At 73.8% G+C, this 19,290-nt stretch carries 15 protein-coding genes; 14 read left to right on the forward strand and 1 reads right to left on the reverse strand.

Annotated features, from left to right (window positions below; all coding sequences use genetic code 11):
- Window positions 1–521, reverse strand: a 521-nt coding sequence (locus tag ABZV42_RS27155; protein ID WP_356053938.1) for an AfsA-related hotdog domain-containing protein, incomplete at its 3' end; no start/stop codon positions are given.
- 285 nt (window positions 522–806) lie between these two features.
- Between ABZV42_RS27155 and ABZV42_RS27160 the strand changes: the two genes are divergently transcribed.
- From ABZV42_RS27160 to ABZV42_RS27225, 14 genes are all read left to right on the forward strand, one after another.
- Window positions 807–2,162: a hypothetical protein gene (locus ABZV42_RS27160; protein ID WP_356053940.1), complete on the forward strand. Its 1,356-nt coding sequence runs from the start codon at window positions 807–809 to the stop codon at window positions 2,160–2,162.
- A gap of 32 nt (window positions 2,163–2,194) precedes the next feature.
- Complete coding sequence (locus ABZV42_RS27165; RefSeq protein ID WP_356053942.1) at window positions 2,195–2,929, forward strand: glucose 1-dehydrogenase; 735 nt, start codon at window positions 2,195–2,197, stop codon at window positions 2,927–2,929.
- A 344-nt stretch (window positions 2,930–3,273) separates the two neighbouring features.
- Window positions 3,274–3,936: a ScbR family autoregulator-binding transcription factor gene (locus tag ABZV42_RS27170; RefSeq protein ID WP_355985410.1), complete on the forward strand. Its 663-nt coding sequence runs from the start codon at window positions 3,274–3,276 to the stop codon at window positions 3,934–3,936.
- Window positions 3,937–4,416: 480 nt separating this feature from the next.
- The gene (locus ABZV42_RS27175; protein WP_355985412.1) at window positions 4,417–5,088 is read left to right on the forward strand and encodes a ScbR family autoregulator-binding transcription factor; all 672 of its coding nucleotides are present in this window, start codon (window positions 4,417–4,419) and stop codon (window positions 5,086–5,088) included.
- 1,266 nt (window positions 5,089–6,354) lie between these two features.
- Complete coding sequence (locus ABZV42_RS27180) at window positions 6,355–7,275, forward strand: AfsR/SARP family transcriptional regulator (RefSeq protein ID WP_356053944.1); 921 nt, start codon at window positions 6,355–6,357, stop codon at window positions 7,273–7,275.
- A 409-nt stretch (window positions 7,276–7,684) separates the two neighbouring features.
- Entirely contained in the window at window positions 7,685–8,629 is a 945-nt protein-coding gene (locus ABZV42_RS27185) for an SRPBCC family protein (protein WP_355985416.1), read from the forward strand.
- Between the two features lie 428 nt (window positions 8,630–9,057).
- Entirely contained in the window at window positions 9,058–10,620 is a 1,563-nt protein-coding gene (locus tag ABZV42_RS27190; RefSeq protein WP_356053946.1) for a hypothetical protein, read from the forward strand.
- A gap of 89 nt (window positions 10,621–10,709) precedes the next feature.
- A complete protein-coding gene (locus tag ABZV42_RS27195; RefSeq protein ID WP_356053948.1) occupies window positions 10,710–11,624 on the forward strand; it encodes a 4'-phosphopantetheinyl transferase superfamily protein in 915 nt (304 codons plus the stop codon).
- A gap of 120 nt (window positions 11,625–11,744) precedes the next feature.
- Window positions 11,745–14,126, forward strand: a complete 2,382-nt coding sequence (locus ABZV42_RS27200; RefSeq protein WP_356053950.1) for a condensation domain-containing protein — start codon at window positions 11,745–11,747, stop codon at window positions 14,124–14,126.
- A 107-nt stretch (window positions 14,127–14,233) separates the two neighbouring features.
- Entirely contained in the window at window positions 14,234–14,434 is a 201-nt protein-coding gene (locus ABZV42_RS27205) for an acyl-CoA carboxylase subunit epsilon (protein WP_355985425.1), read from the forward strand.
- A gap of 554 nt (window positions 14,435–14,988) precedes the next feature.
- Complete coding sequence (locus tag ABZV42_RS27210) at window positions 14,989–15,855, forward strand: AfsR/SARP family transcriptional regulator (RefSeq protein WP_355985542.1); 867 nt, start codon at window positions 14,989–14,991, stop codon at window positions 15,853–15,855.
- Between the two features lie 345 nt (window positions 15,856–16,200).
- Window positions 16,201–17,070 (forward strand): phosphopantetheine-binding protein, encoded by an 870-nt coding sequence (locus ABZV42_RS27215; protein ID WP_356053952.1) that lies wholly within the window; start codon window positions 16,201–16,203, stop codon window positions 17,068–17,070.
- Between the two features lie 121 nt (window positions 17,071–17,191).
- On the forward strand, window positions 17,192–18,064 hold the full coding sequence (locus ABZV42_RS27220; protein WP_356053954.1) for a 4'-phosphopantetheinyl transferase superfamily protein: 873 nt from the start codon (window positions 17,192–17,194) through the stop codon (window positions 18,062–18,064).
- Between the two features lie 310 nt (window positions 18,065–18,374).
- Window positions 18,375–19,196 (forward strand): AfsR/SARP family transcriptional regulator, encoded by an 822-nt coding sequence (locus tag ABZV42_RS27225; RefSeq protein ID WP_355985431.1) that lies wholly within the window; start codon window positions 18,375–18,377, stop codon window positions 19,194–19,196.
- Window positions 19,197–19,290 lie beyond the last annotated feature (94 nt).

Genomic DNA, 19,290 nt, shown 5'->3' on the forward strand with positions numbered 1-19,290 from the left:
TTGCCGCGTAGGCGGGTGTAGACGGTGGGGTTGATGGTGGAGAAGGCGGCGGTGCCGTGGGCGACGGGTGTGCCGTCGCGGGTGAGGGTCATCTCGAGGGTGCCGCGGTTGATGGTGGTGCGGCGTCGGACGAGTTCGGTGCAGTGGGCGTGGATGTGGAAGTCGGTGGGGCGTGGTCCGATGGTCAGGCCGTGGGGGGTGGTGGTGTAGCTGAGGGCGCGCAGGACGAAGTGGTGTCCGAGGGGGACGTCGAGTTCGGTGTGGGCGAGGTACATGCCGGCCTGGCGGAAGGTCTCGGCGACCTGGAGGGGGTCGTGGCCTTTGGTGCGGGGGTCGGTGAAGTAGGGGTGGGCGCGGGGCCACTGGCCGGTGAGGGAGTAGGTGAGGGGGCCCTGGGTGGTGCAGGAGGTGAGGAAGACCTCGGCGAGGCTGGCGCGGTGGACGTACTCCTTGGGGACCGTGGTGGTCAGGCGGGGCAGGTCGTGTGTTGCTGGGCCGCTTTCGCTGGTGATCAGGTTCATGACTACCCCCGTCTTGAAGCCGCGTCCGACGACTCCATAAGATACGGACCTACCGGTTTTGTTGGCCGGGACCACTAGGTAAAGACTTTACCAAGTTCATGGTGGAAACGTGAATAACTGACTCCGTTTTGCGGTGCAGCAGCAAAAAATCCCACTCAACCTGGGGGATGCTCCGAGTGGAAACCTGCTTGACGGTTTTCTTTCACTCTGTTGCGGGGTGAACATCACGTGGGAAAACCGGCATTGCGGGCTCGGGTGTCCCTCTTTCGCGGCAGGGAGACCATGATGCGCGTCCCGTTGGGGACTTTGAGGCTTGCGGCCGTCAATCTCGACGGTGTGCTGCTCGACGACTCGTTCAGTCCGGTCATCCACCGGGTGCTCGCGGCGCACGGGGTCGTCTACACCGCGGAGTTGGAGCGGGCTGTTCTCTCGCAGCCGCGGCGGATCGCCGCGGGGGTGCTGGCGGGGGCGGTCGGGTCGGGGGCGGGGGCGCAGGAGATGGCGGGGGTGTATTTCGCGGAGCGTGAGCGGTATCTGCGGGAGCATCCGGTGCGGGTGACGGACGGTGCGCAGGCCCTGGTGGGCCGGCTGCGGGGGCTGGGTCTGGACGTGGTCTGCTACGGCGGGCTGGGGGAGAGTCATTTCGAGGCCCATCTGGGGTCCTGGCGGTCCCGTTTCGCCGGGCCCGGCTACCTGTGCACCGACGGCTTCAGGCCGGGGATCACCGAGATCGCCCGCTGTTTCGGACTCGGCGAACAGCAGGTGCTCTTCATCGACGACGTGGCGAGGTTCGCCGAGCGGGCACGCGCGCTGCGGGTGCCCTTCATCGGGCACCCGAGCCCGTTCCGCCACGGCTTCCAGCGCCAGGCGATGCGCGAGGCGGGAGTACGCCACCTGGTGGACCGGCTGCGCGACATCGACGAGACACTCCTGCGCACCCTGGACCACGAGGCCGCACACGACACCGTCTGGGCCAGGAAGAACCCCACCCCCACGAACACATTCACGGCCACGGCCACGGCCACGTTAGCGAGCACAGACACAGGCACAGGAACATGCGCGGGTACGGGTGTTGGCGCGGGCGCGGGCGCGGGCGCGGGGAAAGGTGAGGGCGTGTTCGCGGGCACCGGTGCGAGCGGCACGGGCGCAGGGGCAGACGCGGGTACAGGCCCGGGCGTGAGCGGCACGTTCGCGGGTGCGGGTGCGGGCACGTTCGCGGACTCGGGCATGAGCGGTGCGGGTGTGGGCGCAGGCATGTTCGCAGACGCGGGCACGGGCACGGGCCCGTTCACCGACGCGGGTACGAGCGCGAGCGGCGCAGGTGTGGGTGAGGGCGTGTTCGCGGGCACCGGTGCGAGCGGCACGGGCGCAGGGGCAGACGCGGGTACAGGCCCGGGAGTGAGCGGCACGTTCGCGGGTGCGGGTGCGGGTGTAGGTGCAGGCACGGGCGCGGACTCGGGCATGAGCGGTGCGGGTGTGGGCGCAGGCTCGTTCGCAGACGCGGGTACGAGCGCGGGCGGCGCAGGTGTGGGTGCGGGCGGGAGCGCGGGTGTGGGCGCAGACGCGTGCCCGGGCCCGGGCGGCACGTTGTCGGCTGCGGCTGCGGGTAGGGGTGTTGGGTGTGGGGAGGTGTCGGGGTGACGGGGTCGGGGGTGGGGCCGTTGGCGGGGAAGGTGGCGCTGATCACGGGTGCCAGTAGTGGTATCGGTGCGGGTGCGGCGCGGGTGTTCGCGGCGCAGGGTGCGGTGGTGGTTCTGGCGGCGCGGCGTGGGGAGCGGCTGCGGGCTCTGGTGGAGGAGTTGAAGGGGTCGGGTGCCGAGGCGAGTTGCCGGGTGGTTGATGTGCGCAGTGGTGAGGAGGTGCGGCGGGCGGTGGAGTTCGTGCTGGAGCGGTACGGGCGTCTGGATGCGGCGTTCAACAATGCGGGGGTGGGGCTGGAGCGGTCGCCGTTGCATCTGCTGGAGGACGACGCCTATGACGTGGTGATGGACACCAATGTGCGCGGGGTGTGGAACTGCATGCGTCATGAGATCGCCGCGATGCTCGAGTGCGGCGGGGGCGCGATCGTGAACACCAGCAGTGTCGGTGGTCTGGTCGCCTCCTCCACGGGTGCGCCCTACATCGCCTCCAAGCATGCGGTGATCGGTCTGACGAAGGCGGCCGCGGTCGAGTACGCGGGGCGCGGGATACGGGTGAACGCTCTCGCGCCGGGGCTGACGCGTTCGGAGATGGTCGACGAGTGGCTGCGGGTTCCCGGTCTTGGCCGGCGTGCGCTGCGTTCGGCGCCGCAGCAGCGGGCGGCGGAGCCGGGGGAGGTGGCGCAGGCGGCGGCGTGGCTGTGCAGTGACGGGGCGAGCTTCGTGACGGGCGCGACGCTGCCCGTGGACGGAGGACGGACCGCCTGGTGACACCGCCCGCACCGGGGGCGGTGTCACCCGATGACGGTGACACCGCCCGTAGGCCGGGGGCAGACCGCCCGGTGACGGTGACGGTGACGGTGACGGTGACGGTGACGCAGGGCGGACCGCCCGGTGGCGGTGAGGGGGGCGGGCGGTGGACCGGGGCGGACCGCCTGCTGACGGGGGCGGACCGCCCGGTGGTGGTGGTCGGGGGTTGGGTGTTGTGGGGGGTGGTGGCGGGTGGGGTGGGGTGTGGGGTGGGCCGGATTGTCGTCTCTCGGCCGGGGTAGGACGTCGGGGGTGGGGTAAGGTACCTCACGTTCGGTTTTGTTTAGAGCATCGTGGAGGGTCCCATGGCACAGCAGGAACGTGCGGTACGGACCCGGCGCGCTGTTGTGGAGGCGGCTGCCGCCGTTTTCGCCGAGCGTGGCTACGCGGCGGCGACGATCGCGGAGATCCTGGAGCGGGCGCAGGTGACCAAGGGTGCGCTCTATTTCCATTTCGGTTCCAAGGAAGCGCTGGCGCGCGGGGTCATCGATGCGCAGATCACGGCCGATCACTGGGTGCCGCGGGAGTTGAAGCTGCAGGAGTTGGTGGACATCTGCATGACGCTGGCGCACCGGATCCCCAAGGACGTGGTCCTGATGGCGGGGATCAGGCTGTCGGCGGATGTGCAGGGGCGGGAGCTGTTCGGCAGTGCCTGGCCCGCGTGGACCGAGCTCGTGACGGGGAAGATCACGCAGGGCAAGGAGCAGGGTGAGGTGCTCCCGCACATCGACCCGCACGAGACGGCGGAGTTCGTCCTGGGGGCGTGGCTGGGGATCCAGTACCTCTCGGAGGCCTACGCGGACTGGGCCGATCTGCCCGAGCGGGCCTCCACGCTCTTTCGTTACGTCCTTCCGGCGATCGCCACTCCTGCCGCCCTGGTCAACCTGGACATCGCGCCGGACCGGGGTCTGCGTGTCATCGAGGAGGCCGGGCGTCTGAGAGTCCTGCCGCTGCCGGCGGCCGGCTGAGCCGGCCCCACCCCGGACCGCGCAGGCACGGCCCCGGGCGCACGGCCCGGGCCCAGACACGGGCCCAGGCCCAGGTCCGGACTCGGGTCCGGACGCACGGTCCGCGTCCATCGGCCCGGTCCGGGACTTCGCAAGCAAACCTGGCGGAAGGTTTTCCGGGACGCTCCCGTACTCGGTTGTCGTCGCCTGTGGCGGGCGGGTTGGTGCGGGCTCCGGTCTTTCCTGCGGTTTCACCGTCGCCTTAGACCGGGGTGGGGCCTGTAACCGACCGGCAGGCTTGTTCCGTCCGGGGCCGGCGGACGCACCCGGCGCCCCCTCCGCAAGGGCATCCCTCGGGGAACAGGGAGCTTCTCGGCTCGTCTGCCGGGGTTTGTGAACGGAGGGGAAGCGGGGAGCCGTTCCGTCCACCCATAACCAACCAGACGTGCGGTTTGCTAGGGTGGGTGGTGGGACATGGGTTGGTCGGCAGGGAGGGTGCACATGGTCAAGCAGGCGCGGGCGGCCCGTACACGTGAGGCCCTCATCGTTGCCGCGGCCGAGGTCTTCGCCGACAACGGTTATGCGCTGGCCAGTCTGCCCGCGGTGAGCAGGCGGGCCGGGGTGAGCACCGGTGCCCTGCATTTCCATTTCGCCAGCAAGGAGGCGCTGGCGCGGGAGGTGGAGTGGGCGGCTGCCGACTCGGTGGGGAGGATGGCGGCGCACTGCCGCGGCAGTGCGGACACCCTGTTGCAGTCTCTTGTGGACGCGACCTGTCGGCTGCTCGCGGCCGTTGCCGGTGATCCCGTGGTGCGGGCCGGTTTCAAGCTGAGCCGCGATCCCTCCCTCAAGGGCGGGGGGGAAGGCGGCGGGCTCGTGCAGTGGTGGTGCGCGTGGGTGCGTGACCTCGTCGCCCAGGCCGAGGCGCAGGGGGAACTGGCGAGCGGGATCTCGGCCGAGGATGCCGCAGCGGCCGTCGTCGCCGCGACGGTCGGCTTCGAGACGCTGGGCGACTGGGACCTGGAGTGGGTCTCGCTCGAACGGACCGCACGGTTCTGGGCCTTCCTGCTGCCCCTGCTGGCCGCCTCGCCGCAGCAGGTTCTCCTCGAACCGGGCGAGGCGAACGGTGACGGCGGCCCGCGGGGCGGGACCGAAACAGCCGGACCCGCCGGGTGACCGGCGCCGTCCCGGGCCTGCCGGGGGAGCGGTGTCGACCGGAGCCGGGGACGCCGGCCGGTGCCGCCCGAGCCGACCGGCGCCGCCCGAGTCGACCGGCGCGACGGGTGACGACGGGTGACGACGGGTGCCCCCCGAAGCCGGTGACGCCAGCGGACATCGCCTGAAGCCGGCGGCACCGACGGGTGTCGACTGAAGCCGGCGGCGCCAAGGATGCAGCCGTCGAGGCCGCCGGGTGGCGGGTGCCGTCCGAGCGGCCGAGTGATGGGGTGTTGTCCGAAGTCGGTGACGCCGGCGGGTGCCGTCCCGAGCCGACAGTGCCGACGGGGTGTTGGGTGAAACCGGCGGCGCCGAGGTGCCGGATGTCGCCGGAAGTTGGCGGTACCGACGGGTGCCAAGGGTGTTGCCTCAAGCCGCCGAAGCCGCCGAAGCCGCCGAAGCCGCCGAAGCCGCCGAGTGGCGGTGCCGTCCGAAGCCGGTGGTGCCGACGGGTGCGGGCTGAAGCCGGCGATGTCGAAGGTGTCTGCTTCAGCCGGCAGGTGCCGAGGGTGTCGAGGGTGCCGCCCGAGCCGCCGGGTGGCCGGGGCCGCCTGGCATCGGTGGCGACGACGGGGGCGGCCGAAGTCGTCGAAGCCGCCGGGCGATCGGTGTCGTCCGAAGCCGCCGGGTGACCTCCAGGCCGTCGGGTGGCGGGTGCTGTCCGAGCCGCTGGGTGACGGGGGTGTCGTCCGTAGTCGGCGAGGCCGGCGGGTGCCGACTGAAACCGGTGGTTGTCGGTGGGTGTCGTCCCGAGCCGGCCGTGCCGAGGGTGGCGCCCGAAGTCGGCGGCGCTGACGGGGTGTTGGCTGAGGCCGGCCACGTCGGCCGATGTCGTCTGAAGCCGCCGGGTGGGTGCCGCCCGCAGTCGGCGGCGCCGGCGGGTGCCGACTGAAGCCGACGGGCACCCGTCCGCACCCGGCGGTGCCGGCTGGAGACGTCGAGGGGCGGGTGCCTCCGTAGCGGCGGCGGGTGGAAACCGTCTGACAGGTCCGGTCGGCGGGTCTCGTGATGGGCGGTCTGTGGCGTTGCCCTGGCGGCTTCCGTGGGGTGATTCGCCATGTTTTCGCCGCATGAAGGTGTGTGTCTTGCGGCTGCCTCGAGTCCGCGTCCACCGCAGGCGGGGGGGCGTCACCACCATTGACATACCGCCCGTGCTGTTTTTTACTGAGGTGGTCAGACGTGGTCAGCGGACTGCCGCAGACGGCACCGACGCATGGGGGAGACGCTGTGGACATCGATGTACTCGGCACACTCGCCGTACGGCACAACGGTGTGTCCATCACGCCCACGGCGCCCAAGCCGCGTCAGGTGCTGGCCCTGCTGGCGCTGCGGGCCGGGCAGGTCGTGCCGGTGGGGGTTCTGGCCGAGGAGCTGTGGGGCAGCGCGCCCCCGCGCAGTGCCCGTGCCACCTTGCAGACCTACATCCTGCAGCTGCGCGAACTCATCCGTGCCGCCCTGGAGGACGCCACCGCCGGCGCCGGTCCTGCTGCCGCCGAGGGTGCCGGCGGGAGCGGCGCCGTTGGCGCCGGGGGTGGTGGGGGTGGGCGTCGGCAGGCCAAGGATGTGCTGCTGACGGTGCCGGGTGGTTACCTGCTCAAGAGCGGTGACGGTGTCAGTGACGTACGGGAGTTCGAGCGGCTGGCGGGTTGCGGGTACCGGGCCATGGACGGCGAGGACTACCGGCTGGCCGCCCGGCTGCTGCGTCAGGCTCTTGGGCTGTGGACCGGTCCGGCGCTGGCCGACGTCCATACCGGTCCTCAGCTGCGGACCGAGGCCAAGCGGCTGGAGGAGGGCCGGCTGTGTGCCCTGGACCAGCGGGTGGAGGCGGATCTGCGTCTTGGGCGCCATCGTGAACTGCTTGCCGAACTGACCGTGCTGATCAGTCAGTACCCGATGCACGAGAGTCTGTGCGGCCAGTACATGCTCGCCCTGTACCGTTCCGGGCGCCGCGGTGAGGCGCTCGATGCCTACCAGCGGCTGCGTGCCACTCTCGTGCGCGCCATGGGCCTGGAGCCCTCACCGGCGCTGGCCAAGCTGCAGCGCTCCATCCTGATGTCCGGCCCCGACCCCCTGCCGGCCCGGCCCGCCGTGAACGGTGCCGCCGTGAACGGTGTCGCGGTGAGCGGTGCCGTGGCCCGCGTGGGCTGACCCGCACTCCCGTCCCGCGGGTGGTGACGGGTGACGGGGCGGCCGGCAGCCGGTAGCCGGCAACGTCGGCCGGCCGCCGGTGCGGAACTTGCGCTTGCGGGCCGGACCGCGGGGAGGCGTCGGTACGGTCACCGGCAGAAAGAAGCACACCCCGCACCTCCGTACCCCGCCCCCCGCCCCCCGTACCCCGCCCCTCCTGCACCCAGCACTCCGCGGCTGCAGTCGCAGTTCCGTGCCGCACGCGGCCGCCACGGTCCTGGAGAAGCGTCCGAGGTTCCCGGTCATGGTGTCCGGGCCGTGTCGCGGGTCTGCCCGGTGGACGGGGCGCTCCCTGTTTCTCCACCAGGAATCGAGCACCGCTCAGCCCCGGCCGTGCAGCGTTGATCACACCTGGAGGAGGAGAGCGCGCATGGTGTCGCAGCCACAGCACTCCGCCCGGCACACGGTCCCGGTCGCGGCTCCCGCGGGCGTCGTCTACGGTCTGCTCGCCGACGCCCCCCGCTGGCCGGTCCTGCTGCCCTGGTTCGTCCACGTCGAACGCGTCGATTTCGACGGCGCCCGGGACAGCCTGATGCTGTGGTACCTGCACGAGGGCCAGGTCCGCTCGGCACGCGCCCGCCGCAGGCTGCACCCGGGCGAGCGCCGTATCGACTTCGAAGTCACCGAGCCCCTGCTGCCCGGCCCGCCGACGCACGGCAGCTGGAACGTGTCACCCGAGGACGGCGGCCGCTGCCTGCTGACCCTGCGCCAGGAACGCCCGGCCGGCCCCGGACCGGCCCCCGGCGCGCTCGGGGCGCAGGTGCGTGAGCAGCTCGCGGCCGTGCGCGAGGCGGCCGAGCGGTGGGAGCGCTGGGACGAACTGCTGCTCTCCTTCGAGGACAGCGTCCACGTCCTGGGATCCCCGGAGATCGTCTACGACTTCCTCTACCGCATCGCGGACTGGGCCGACCTGGTTCCCCACGTCGAGCGCGCCGAGGTCGGCGAGGACCGGCCCGGTGTGCAGAGGGCCGTCCTGCACACCAGCGACCCCGGCAGCGGGGACACCAGTGTCGTGGAGGTGGTCCGGCTGTGTTTCCCGGCCGCCGGGCGGATCGTCCACCAGCAGACCGCGGGCCCCGGTCTCCTCGCCGCCCACTACGGCGAGTGGTCCCTGGAGCCCGACGCCCGCGGGGTACGGGTCGTGCGCACGCACCAGGTGATGCTCCGCGAGAGCGCCCTCGAGCCCGCCCTGGGCGCCGGCGCCCAGCCCGTGGACGCCCGCCGGCACGTGCGCGAATGGCTGGGACGCACCGGCACGGAAACGTTGACCCTGGCGCGGTGGCACGCCGAGAGCGCCCTGCGCCGGCTGCGATGAGCCCACCCGGCAACCGCAACCGCCTTTCGGCGACCGCCGCCACGACGACGAGGAGACCGGCCATGGCCCCGACCCGGCCGCACCGCCACGCCGGGCGGCCCCAGACACCCGGAACACCACCGGCGCCCGGGGTACTCCCGGAGACCTGGACACCCTCGGAGTCCGGGACACTTCCGGAGCGCGGGGCACCTCCGGCGCCCGGGACACCCTCGTCACCTGGGATGCTTCCGGCGTCCGGGACACCCCTGGCGCCCGGGGAACTCCCGGGGACCGGGGCGCTCCTGGAGCCGGGGGCACCTTTGGAGCCCGGGGAACCTTTGGAGCCTGGGGAACCTCAGGCGCCCCGGACAGCCCCGGCGCCCGGGATGCTTCCGTCACCCGGGGCACCTGCGCCACCCGGGGTACCGCCGGCGGCGGGGGCGGCCTCGGTGCCCGGGGCCGCCCCGGGTTCCGGCGAGGTGCCGTGGAGCGCGCAGGGGCACGCGGCGCGCCTGGAGGTGCTGCTCGGCGACCCCCGCGATCCCGGCAACCCCTACGGCCGCCGCGCGGTGTGGGCCGCGGGGCCCGACGCGCTGCCCGCCCCTCCCGCCGGGCTGCCCGGCGCGGGGGACGTGGCGGGCGCCGATCAGCTCGCCCGTGCCCTGCGCCCGCTCTTTCGCCGGGATCCGGCGCTCGCCCACGCCTGGAGCATCCGCCCGCTCTCGGACGCGCCCGTGCCGCACCCGGCAGCCGCACTACTGGGCCCGGCGGCACTGCTCGCGGCGGCGGGCGGCGTCCTGCGCGGCACGGCCCGCATCGTGGACGGCCTGAGCCGCCACGACGCCGCCGCCCGGCAGTGGCGTCCGGTCCTGGCCGCCGTCTTCGCCGACCTGCTCGCCTGCGAGGCCCTGACCGCCGCGGCCCTGCGCGCCTGCCCGGCCCCGGCTACGGACGGCCCCGCAGCCACGGACGGCCCCGCAGCCACGGACGGCCCCGCAGCCACGGACGGCCCCGCGGATGTGCAACAGACGCACGGGGACGGGGAGTTGCTGGCCGCCGTCGTCGGGTATCTCGTGCCACAGCTCGCCCTCGAACTGCTCGGCGATCTCGAACTGGTGCTGAACGAGTGCGGTTTCGACGGCCACACCCCCGAACGGCGCGCCCTGGCACGGCTGGTACGGGTCCAGGCGTTGACCGGGGCCGACCGGGCGGCCACCGGCGCCGCTCAGGCCCGCATCGTACGAGGGCTCAGTACGGCGGGCGGCCCGGGACAGCGCGACGGCACACGGCTCGCGGCACTGCTGCGGACCACCAGGACCGACACGACAGCCGGCACGCACACGGCCACCGGGACCGACGGGGCAGCCCGCGCTTACACGGCCACGGGGACCGACAGGGCAGCCGGCGCCTACGGGGCGGCCGGCACCGACAGCGTGCGGGCCGCCGCGCCGGCACCACCGGCTGCCGTCGGCGCCTGGCCGCCGTTCGGTACCGACACCGCCGGCACGGCCGCCATCACGGCCGATGCCGCCGACGCCACCGGCACGGCCGGCACGGCCGGCATGGCCATCACGGCCGACGCCGATGCCGAAACCGTCGGTACGGCCGGCCCGGTCATCACGGCCGGCGCCGCTGAGGTGGCCGGCATGGCCGCGCTGGCCCGTCTCGGTCGCCGTCTGGCCACCGAGGAGCGGGCGTTGCGTACCGCGTGCGCGGTGGTCGCCGTGCACGAGAGCGCCGATCCGGCGGCGCGTGCCCTGGCGGACCGCCGGGCCCTGCTGGTGCTGGCCGCCGCGACGACGGCCGCGCGCGAGGCGGGGGCCGCGGCACGGCTTTCCTTCCTCGGCGGTGCCGGCTGGGCGCTGTCGGCGCTCGGGCGGATCACCGTACGGCTGGGGCTGCCGCTGCCCGCCGGCCTGCCGGACGCGCGGCCGGGTGTCTGGGAGGAACTGGCCCGGCGCGCGGCCCAGGGCGTGGACTGCGACCTGTACGCGACGAGGCTGTCGTGGTGAGCACCGCCGGCGCGCCGCACGAGCACCCACCGGCACCAGCGCCAGCACCGGCACCGGCACGGGCACCGGCGTTGTCGGCGCCGTGTCATGTGCCCGGTCCCGAGGGGCCCTGGGAGGAGGTCCAGGAGCGGTTCGAGCGGACGGGCCGGGCGGTGGTGCACGCCACCTGGGGCCAGTGGCTGACACCGGCCCTGCTCGACCCCGCGCTGCGCACTCTGCTGGGCCGTGACTGGCCCCGCTTTCGCCGGCATCCGGCACCGGCGGGACGGCTGGTCCTCGCGGTCTCGCGGATACTGCTCAAGCACACGGCCGCCGCCGTCCTCCAGGTCCCCGCCGGCCGCCTCGACCTCGCCGCCCTGCCGGGCGGCCGGCCCGTGCTGCGCGGCCTGGGCGCGGATCTGCAGGTGAGTCTCGCGCACACCGACGAGCTGATCGTGGTCGGCGTCAGCCGCGCCGGCGTGGTCGGCGTGGACGCCGAACCCACGGCCCGCCGGATCTCCTTCGACGCACTGCGCGAGCACGTGTGCACCGCCGCGGAGGCCCGGCGGCTCGCGGCCCTGCCCGAGGCGGAACGCACGCAGGCCTTCCTGCGCCTGTGGACCCTCAAGGAGGCCTACGCCAAGGCCCTGGGGCACGGCATGCGGCGCCGGTTCCCGGCCATCGGCTTCGAGTGGGACGAGGCCATAACCGCCCGGCTCACCGGGGACACGGCCCGGGAGTGGGTCTTTGCCACCCATCTCGTCGATGAACGCTACCTGGTGAGCCAGGCGTATCACTCGGGCCAGGCACATCCCCGCCAGGCCGCACCACCACAGCCGGACGGGCCACCACAGCCGGACGGGCCATCACGGCCGGACAGGTCACCGCAGCCGGAGGGGTCATCACGGCCGGAGGTGCCGTGTCCCCCGCCCGTGGGGGGCGTGCCGACAGGGCCGTCCCTGGTGCAGCCGTACGGCGGGCGGGTCCTCGGCTTCCCCGGACAGGGCGGTCCCGGACCGCGATGAGCACACCGGGCGGGCGGGGGCGGCGGGCGTGCGGCCGGCCGTGCAGAAACGATTCGGAAAGGAGGTCGGGGTGATCGGCGGGGCTGCTGCGGCAGAGCTGTCCGGCATCCCGGGGGGTGGATGAGGAGTCATCACCGGCACGACGGCGCCGTTCTCGCCGTCGTGCACGAACCGCCGGGCACCCACGACGGGGCGCCCCTCGTCCTCGAACTGTGCGGAGCGGCCCGCGCGGACGCCGAGGCGGTCGCCGCCCGCATCGCGAGACACCACCGGGCCTACGACGTCGAACTGCACGTACCGCAGGACGACGCAGCCGACAGCGCAGCGGACTGCGTGCCGGACGGTCCAGCCGACGGCGTACCGGACGGCGCAGTGGACGTTCCGGACGGTGCGGACGGTGCAGTCGTCGACGGCGCAGCGGATGGCGCAGCGAACGTGCCGGACGGTGCGGCGGATGTCCGGGACGGCGTGCCGGACGGTCCAGTCGACGGCGTACCGGACGGCGCAGTGGACGTACCGGACGGTGCAGTGGACAGCGCGGCGGACGGCGCAGGCGACGGTGCGGGCGATGGTGGCGCAGTGGGCGGCGCGGTCGGCGGTGGCGCAGTGGGCGGGGTGTCGAGGGCCGGGCGTCCTGGCCGGTGTCTTCTGCGGCTCACCCCCCTGGGCCCGGCCGGGCCCGGCGTGTCGCTCACCGACGACCTGCTGGCCGATCTGCTGGCGCCGCCGGGTGCGGGCACGCTCGCGGTGAGCGGGCATCAGCGGGTGCTGCTGGAGGCGGCGTTGGGTGCTCCGGGCGGCCCCGGCCGTTTCGTGGAGCAGATCTACTGGGACTGGACGGGGCCGCTGGACCGTACCCGGTTCAGTGCCTCCTGGCAGTCCTTGGCCGAGCGGGAGGCGGTGCTGCGGGCGTCTTTCGACTGGGCCGGCGCCCCGCGCCTGGTGCTGCACGACAGCGCGGTCCTGGAGGTCGCCCTCCATGCGCGTAGCGACGTCGGCTGGAACGAACTGCTGCGCCGCGAGCTCGAGCGCGGCTTCGAGCCGTACCGGCCGGGCCTGCTGCGGGTGTCCCTGCTCGAGGGCGCGCCGCAGCCCGGCGGCACGCCCCCGCCCGCCCGGGTGCTGGTGACCTACCACCGGGCGCTGCTGGACGAGCGCGGGGCGCGGCTGCTGGTGCGCCAGTTCTACCGTTCCTACCTCGCCGGCGGCGTGCTGCCCGGCGCGGACCGGCGGCCCGACATCCGCGACCACGCCCACTGGCTGACCCGTCAGGACCCGGCCGCGGCCCGGGAGTTCTGGGCGGCGGCCGCACCGCCCGCCGGCGCCGCCCTGAGCCCCGCCCGCCCCGGCGGCCCACCCCGCCAGGGCCAGGGCCAGGGCCAGGGCACGGGCACGGGCCGGATCCGGCGCCGGCTCGGGCCGGATCAGAGCGCACGGCTGCGCGCCTGGGCCGGGGGCCGCGGCGCGGGGGAGAGCAGCGCCCTGCACGTGGTGTGGGCCCTGCTGCTCTACCGGGCCGCCGCCACCGGCGGGCCGCTGCCGGTGGCCTTCGGCGTGCACGTCTTCGGCCGGGACATGGCGCTGCGGGCCGCCGCAGCCGTCCCCGGACTGCTGGGCGGCCCGCTGCCGATGACGGTCACCGTGGACCCGGCCGCCCTGCTGGTGGACCTGCTGGCCCAGGTGCGGGACGCGGCCCTGGACCTGAGCGCCTACGCCTGGGTCAGCGGCGAGCAGGTCCACCGGTGGAGCGGGCGCGCCCCCGGAGCCCGCCTGACCCAGTCGAGCATCCGCTTCGAGAGCCACCCCCGACTGCCGGCGAACCTGCGGGCCGAACTCGCCGCGCACGGCATCGGGGCGGGCGCGCCGCGCAGCGCCGCCGGCGCCACCACACTGCCCATCACCCTCCTCGCGCACCACGACGCCCAGGACGCCCTCGTGCTGGGCGCCCTGTACGACCGGGCACAGTTCACCGACACCGACGCCTTCGACACCCTCGCGCAGTGCCTGCACCTGCTGCGCGCCCTGCCCGGCCACCGGGACGGGCAGTTCACCGTCGCCGACGCCCTGCGCCTGCTGGGCACCTCGCCGGTGCCCGCCATGACGGCCCCGCCGGCCGGCGACGACACCGTGACGGCGCCGGCGCTGCTGCGCCCCGGGCGGCCGGGGGCGGATCTGGTGTGCCTGGTCACCGTTCCCGGCGTCACCCCCGGCGCCTACGACCTGTTCCTGCGCGGGTACCGGGGGCCGGAGCGGATCGTGTCGCTGACCCTCACCGGCGGGCAGGTGCCGGCCGCCGTCCTGGGGGAACTGCTCGGTGACGGGCGGCGGCTGACCGTGTGCGGCGCCGGGCCGGCCGGCCCGGTCGCCCACGACATCGCCCGCCGTGCGGCGCGCCGGACAGGGCCGGCCCCGGTGGTGGTCATGACCGCTCTCGGCGGCCCGGCCCAGAGCGCGCGGGCACTCTCGCGGGCCCTGTCGGCGGTGCGGGCGCGCGACGCCTGAACAGCGGCCGCAGGCCGCTGGACGCCGGCCGGGACCGCCGCCGTCCAGCGGGCCGAGAGCGGTCCTTGAGCGCCGTGGCCCAGGGTGGCGCCAAACGAGGAGGCGTCATGGGCGACCCGGACCGCCGGCAGCCGGCTCTGCGCGTCGAGCGCGGCACCGCGACCGAGGAGGAACTGGCCGCGCTGACCGTGGTCCTGCTGGCCCTGCACAGACGGCCCGCCCCCCGACAGCCACCGGCGCGGCCGGCCGGCGGCCCGCGCTGGTGGCTGCGCGGCGACGACCGCGACGCACCGCACGCCCGGCGCTGAGACGACCACGACGGAACACCCCACCCGGCGGCGAATCGACCGCGACGCGGCGCGGTGCGTACCGCCGGTGGTGCGCGCCGCGACAGGGTGTACGGCCGGCGCCGTGGCCACCGCGGCAGGGTGCACGGCCGGTGGTGGGGCGACCACGACGGAGCGCCCACCGCCGGAGGTGGGGCGACCGCGACGGGGTGCGCCGCCGGTGCTGAGACGACCGCGACGGGACGCACCGCCGACGGTAGAACCGGCTCCGCCAGCCCCCAACTAGAAGACCTTCCGGTCTGTTTGAGGGGGGTGCAGGCGGCGAATTCGGTCCGGTCCCGGGGGCCTGTGCCCTGCTCTCCGGCGGTGCACGCCAGCTTGCGGGCGGGTGTACGGGGCGGGAACACGGCGGTCTTTCCAGGGGAGTTGCCAGGCTGGCGGCCCCGTTCTCGAAGGCTGCTGCACCGTTGCTGGAGAGTTGTTAAAAACAGGACGATCGGTCTCGTATTGACATACCGCCTGTGCTGTTTTTTAATGGTGGAGTGTCAGCAGTGCACGTGGACAGGGGAGACGGCGTGGACATCGACGTATTAGGTGCACTGGACGTGCGGGAGAACGGGGTGTCCGTCGCCCCGACGGCGCCCAAGCCCCGCCAGGTGCTGGCGCTGCTGGCGGTGCACGCGGACCGGGTGGTGCCGGTCGCCTCGCTCATCGAGGAACTGTGGTCGGGCCGGCCGCCGCGCAGCGCACGCACCACCCTGCAGACCTACGTGCTGCAGCTGCGCGAGCTGATCGGGGCGGCGCTGGAGCCCGGCGCCGCACGGCAGCCCGCTGCCGGGCCCGGGCGCCGCACGGCCAAGGACGTCCTGGTCACCCTGCCGGGCGGGTACCTGCTCGCCACCGGCGGCGGCACCAGTGACGTCCGTGAGTTCGACCGCCTGGCCGGAGCGGGCTACCGGGCCATGGACGCCGGCGACTTCCCCGGCGCCTCGCGCACCCTGGCCGCCGCCCTGGACCTGTGGTCGGGATCCGCCTTCGCGGACGTCGTGACCGGGGCCCAGCTCGCGATGGAGGCCAGGCGCCTGGAGGAGAGCCGGCTGTGCGCACTGGACCAGCGCATCGAGGCGGACCTGCGGCTCGGCCGGCACCGCGAAGTCCTCGCCGAACTCACGGTCCTGACCAGCCGTTACCGCACCCACGAGAACCTGCACGCCCAGTTCATGATCGCGCTGCACCGCTCGGGGCGCCGCGGCGAGGCACTGAGCGCCTACACGCACCTGCGCACCACTCTCGGCCGCGACCTGGGCCTGGAACCCTCCCCGCGGCTGCGCCTGCTCCAGCACACGATCCTGACGGCCGCACCCGAGATCCCGCCGGCCCCGGCCCGTGCCGCCCGGGCCGTGCACCACCCGGACGCCGCAGCCCAGACCGTCGGCCGCTAGCCACCCAACGCCCCAACGCCCCAACGCCACAAGGTTCTTGCGGCGGCGCGGGTGCCCAGGCCTCGGCCGGTAACCGGGCCAAGGTCCCAAGGCCCCAAGGCCCCAAGGCCCCAAGGCCCCAAAGTCGCAACGTCGCAACGCTCCTGCGGCGGCGCGGGAGTCTGGGCCGTCGCCGCGGGAGCCGGGCCAACACCCCCGGCTCCCGCGGCGACGTGAACAGTCCCGTCCCGCCGCACAGCAGCCTCGCTCCACCACCACCCCCCCCGCAAGCCGGGGAACACCCTGGGAACACTCCACCCCTGCCCGGCTGTTCGAAGGCCGGGGCATCCACGAAGGGACGACCTGATGACCAGCGAGCCGACGGCAGCGTCCGATGGCCACGCAGACGTCCTTGCCGAGCTCACCGCCGTGCTGGCCGCGGTCGTGCACGCCGACCCCGACCGGGTCGACCCCGAGCAGCCCTTCCCCGTTCTTGGCCTGGACTCCCTGCTCACGGTCGAGTTCGTCTCGGCCATCGACCGGCACTTCGGCGTCCGGATCGCCGGCGCGGACCTCTACGAGTACGCCACCCCCGCCCTCCTCGCCCGCCGCCTGGCGGCCCTGCGCGGGGGCGCGGACGACGCCCCCGTGGTCCAGGACCCCGGCGCCGCGGCCGCGGTGCTGCAGGTGCTGCGCCACCAGCTGGCCCGGATCCTGCACTGCGACCCGTGGGAGATCGACGGCGGCGCCGCGTTCGCGGAGCTGGGCATCGACTCCATCCTGGCGGCGGACTTCGCCGCCGGCGTCAACCGCGCCTACGGCCTGAGCGAACGTCCCGTCACCGTCCACGAACACCCCGGTCTCGCCGCGATGGCCGCCTACATCGCCTCCCGCACCCGGGACACACCAACCCCCGCCACCACACCGGCCGTGTTCCCGGACACCCTCGGAGACCCGCCGGCCGCGGCCTCTGCGGCCCCGGACACCCGCGCCGACACACCGGCCATGGCCCCGGACATCCCCGGCGACACGCCGGCCGGTGCGGCCCCCGCGGCCCCGGACCTTCCCGGTGCCGCACCGGCCGCGGGACCCGGGTCCGGGCGGCCGGCCGGCTCCGCGGCGCGGACGCGTTCCTCGCTGTCGCGGCAGGAGGTGCTCGCGCTCCTCGACGCGGTGCGCGGCGACCGGATCGGTGTCGACGAGGCCGCCGCGCTCCTGGCCGAGCGTCCGGCCTGAACGGCGCCGCCACCTGCGGAGCACCAGCGGCTTCGCGCCTGCTTCGGCCCCGGCGGCCCCCGCGCCGCCACCTCGCTTCCGTCCGCAGCGGGACGGCGAACCGAGACGGACTGAAAGAAAGATGACCATCACCGCACCGCAGCCGCCCGCCACCGGGCCCGCCCCGCACCACGAGAGGGTGCCCCCGGTGAAGCTGTGGCTGTGCCACAACGACGCACTCCCGCCCGCCGTCGCCGCCATCCTGGCCTCGCACTGGCTCGATGAACGCGAGAACCAGACCGCGGCCCGGTTCCTCTTCGAACGCGACCGCCGGCAATACCTCGTCGCCCACACCCTGGTCCGCCGCGCACTCGCCCTGGAGGCCGGCCTCGCCGAGGCCGAACTGGTCATCTGGCGCTCCTCACGCGGGCGGCCCTTCCTGCAGCCGCTTCCCGGCGGCCTGCCCAGAGGCGGCGGCCATCTCGACTTCAACCTCTCCCACGCAGGCGGCTACAGCCTGCTCGGCATCGTGCGCACCCAGCGCGTAGGAGTCGACGTCGAGCGCCTGGACCGGGAGGCGGGCGCCCTGGAGACCATCCTGACCACCTTCACCCCCCAGGAACAGCGCTGGGCGGCCAAAGCACCCCCCGGACGCCGCCGCGACCGCCGGGTCCTGAGACTGTGGACCCTGAAGGAGGCCTACTCCAAGGCCCGCGGACTGGGACTCGGGCTGCCCTTCGACGAGTTCGCCTTCACCCTGGACGACGACCGGGGAGTCCTCGCCTTCCAGCCGCCCGCCGACGACCCGGCCGGACGCTGGCGTTTTCTGGAACTGGAACCGGTACCCGACGTCCTGGCCGCGGTGGCCCTGCCCGCGGACGAGAACCGGGCCCCGCACCTGGAACTGCACCAGGGATTCCCCTGGGACCGCACCGCACCGCACACCATCACCCTGCCCGAGCCCGTGGGAGCACCGCACGACCGCGCTTTCGAAGGCAGCACCACACCGCTCTGACCAGGCCCACCCACACCCCCAGGGGCCGCAAGCACCAGGACCACCCACACCCCCAGGGGGCCGGAAGCCGACTCCGGAAACCGGCTTTCGAAAACCGGTTCCGGAGCCGGCTTTCGGAGTCTGTTCCGGTCTGCGTACGGGTGTTTCGAGTACCGCGCGCGGGCGGCGCACCACCCCACGTGGAGCACCGCTGGAGGACCGCTACAGGAAAACGCTCGGGGGGCACGGACACGGCTAGCGTGCCTAGCGGCGGAGATTTCCGGCCACACAAGGAACTGGACAAGGGACTCGACGAGGTGGGGAGGCCACCATGGAGATTCAGGTTCTGGGTCCGTTGAGTGCCGAGGTCAACGGGGGATCCATCGTTCCGACGGCGGGCAAGCCGCGACAGATCCTGTCGCTGCTGGCGCTCTATCCGGGACGGGTCATGCCTGTTCCCACGCTCATGGAGGAACTCTGGGGAACCGAGCCTCCGGCGAGCGCACTGACGACCCTTCAGACATACATACTGCAACTGCGCAGACGCCTGGGCACGGCCATGGGCCCGGGCGCACCGGCCGGCGCGAAGGACATTCTCGCCACACGGCACGGCGGATACCTGCTGCAGATCGACAAGAGCTGTGTCGACGTCCACGCCTACGAGGAACTGATCCGCCAGGGACAGACCGCGTTCGTGGAAGGCGACGACGAGGTGTCCGCGGCACGGTTTCGCACGGCACTGGATTTGTGGACCGGCGCACCGCTGGTCGACGTGAGACTCGGCCCCGTCCTGGAGATCGAGGTGCTGCGGCTGCGGGAGAGCCGGCTGGTCACCGTCGAACGGCGCATCGACGCCGATCTGCGGCTGGGCCGCCACGCGCAGCTGATCGCCGAACTGACCGAGCTGACCGCCCGCCACCCGCACCACGAGGGACTGCACTCCCAGGCGATGGTGGCGATGTACCGCTCGGGCCGGCAGGCCACGGCGCTGGAGGTCTACCGCAGGCTGCGCATCCGGCTCATCGACGAGTTGGGCGTGGAACCCTCCCCGCAGTTGCAGCGCATGCACCAGGCCATGCTGGCCGTGGACCCGCAGCTGGACATGCTGGCGGGACCACGCCACGGCTCGACGTTCGACCTGTTCGCGGCGTGAGGGCCGGCGCCGCCCGGCCCGCGTCCGCCCGCCCTTCCCGGACACCGGCGGTCCCTTTCGCCCACGGACGGTGCTTCCTTCGACGAACCCATGA

This window comes from Streptomyces sp. NPDC005281 (assembly GCF_040607495.1).
Taxonomy (GTDB): domain Bacteria; phylum Actinomycetota; class Actinomycetes; order Streptomycetales; family Streptomycetaceae; genus Streptomyces.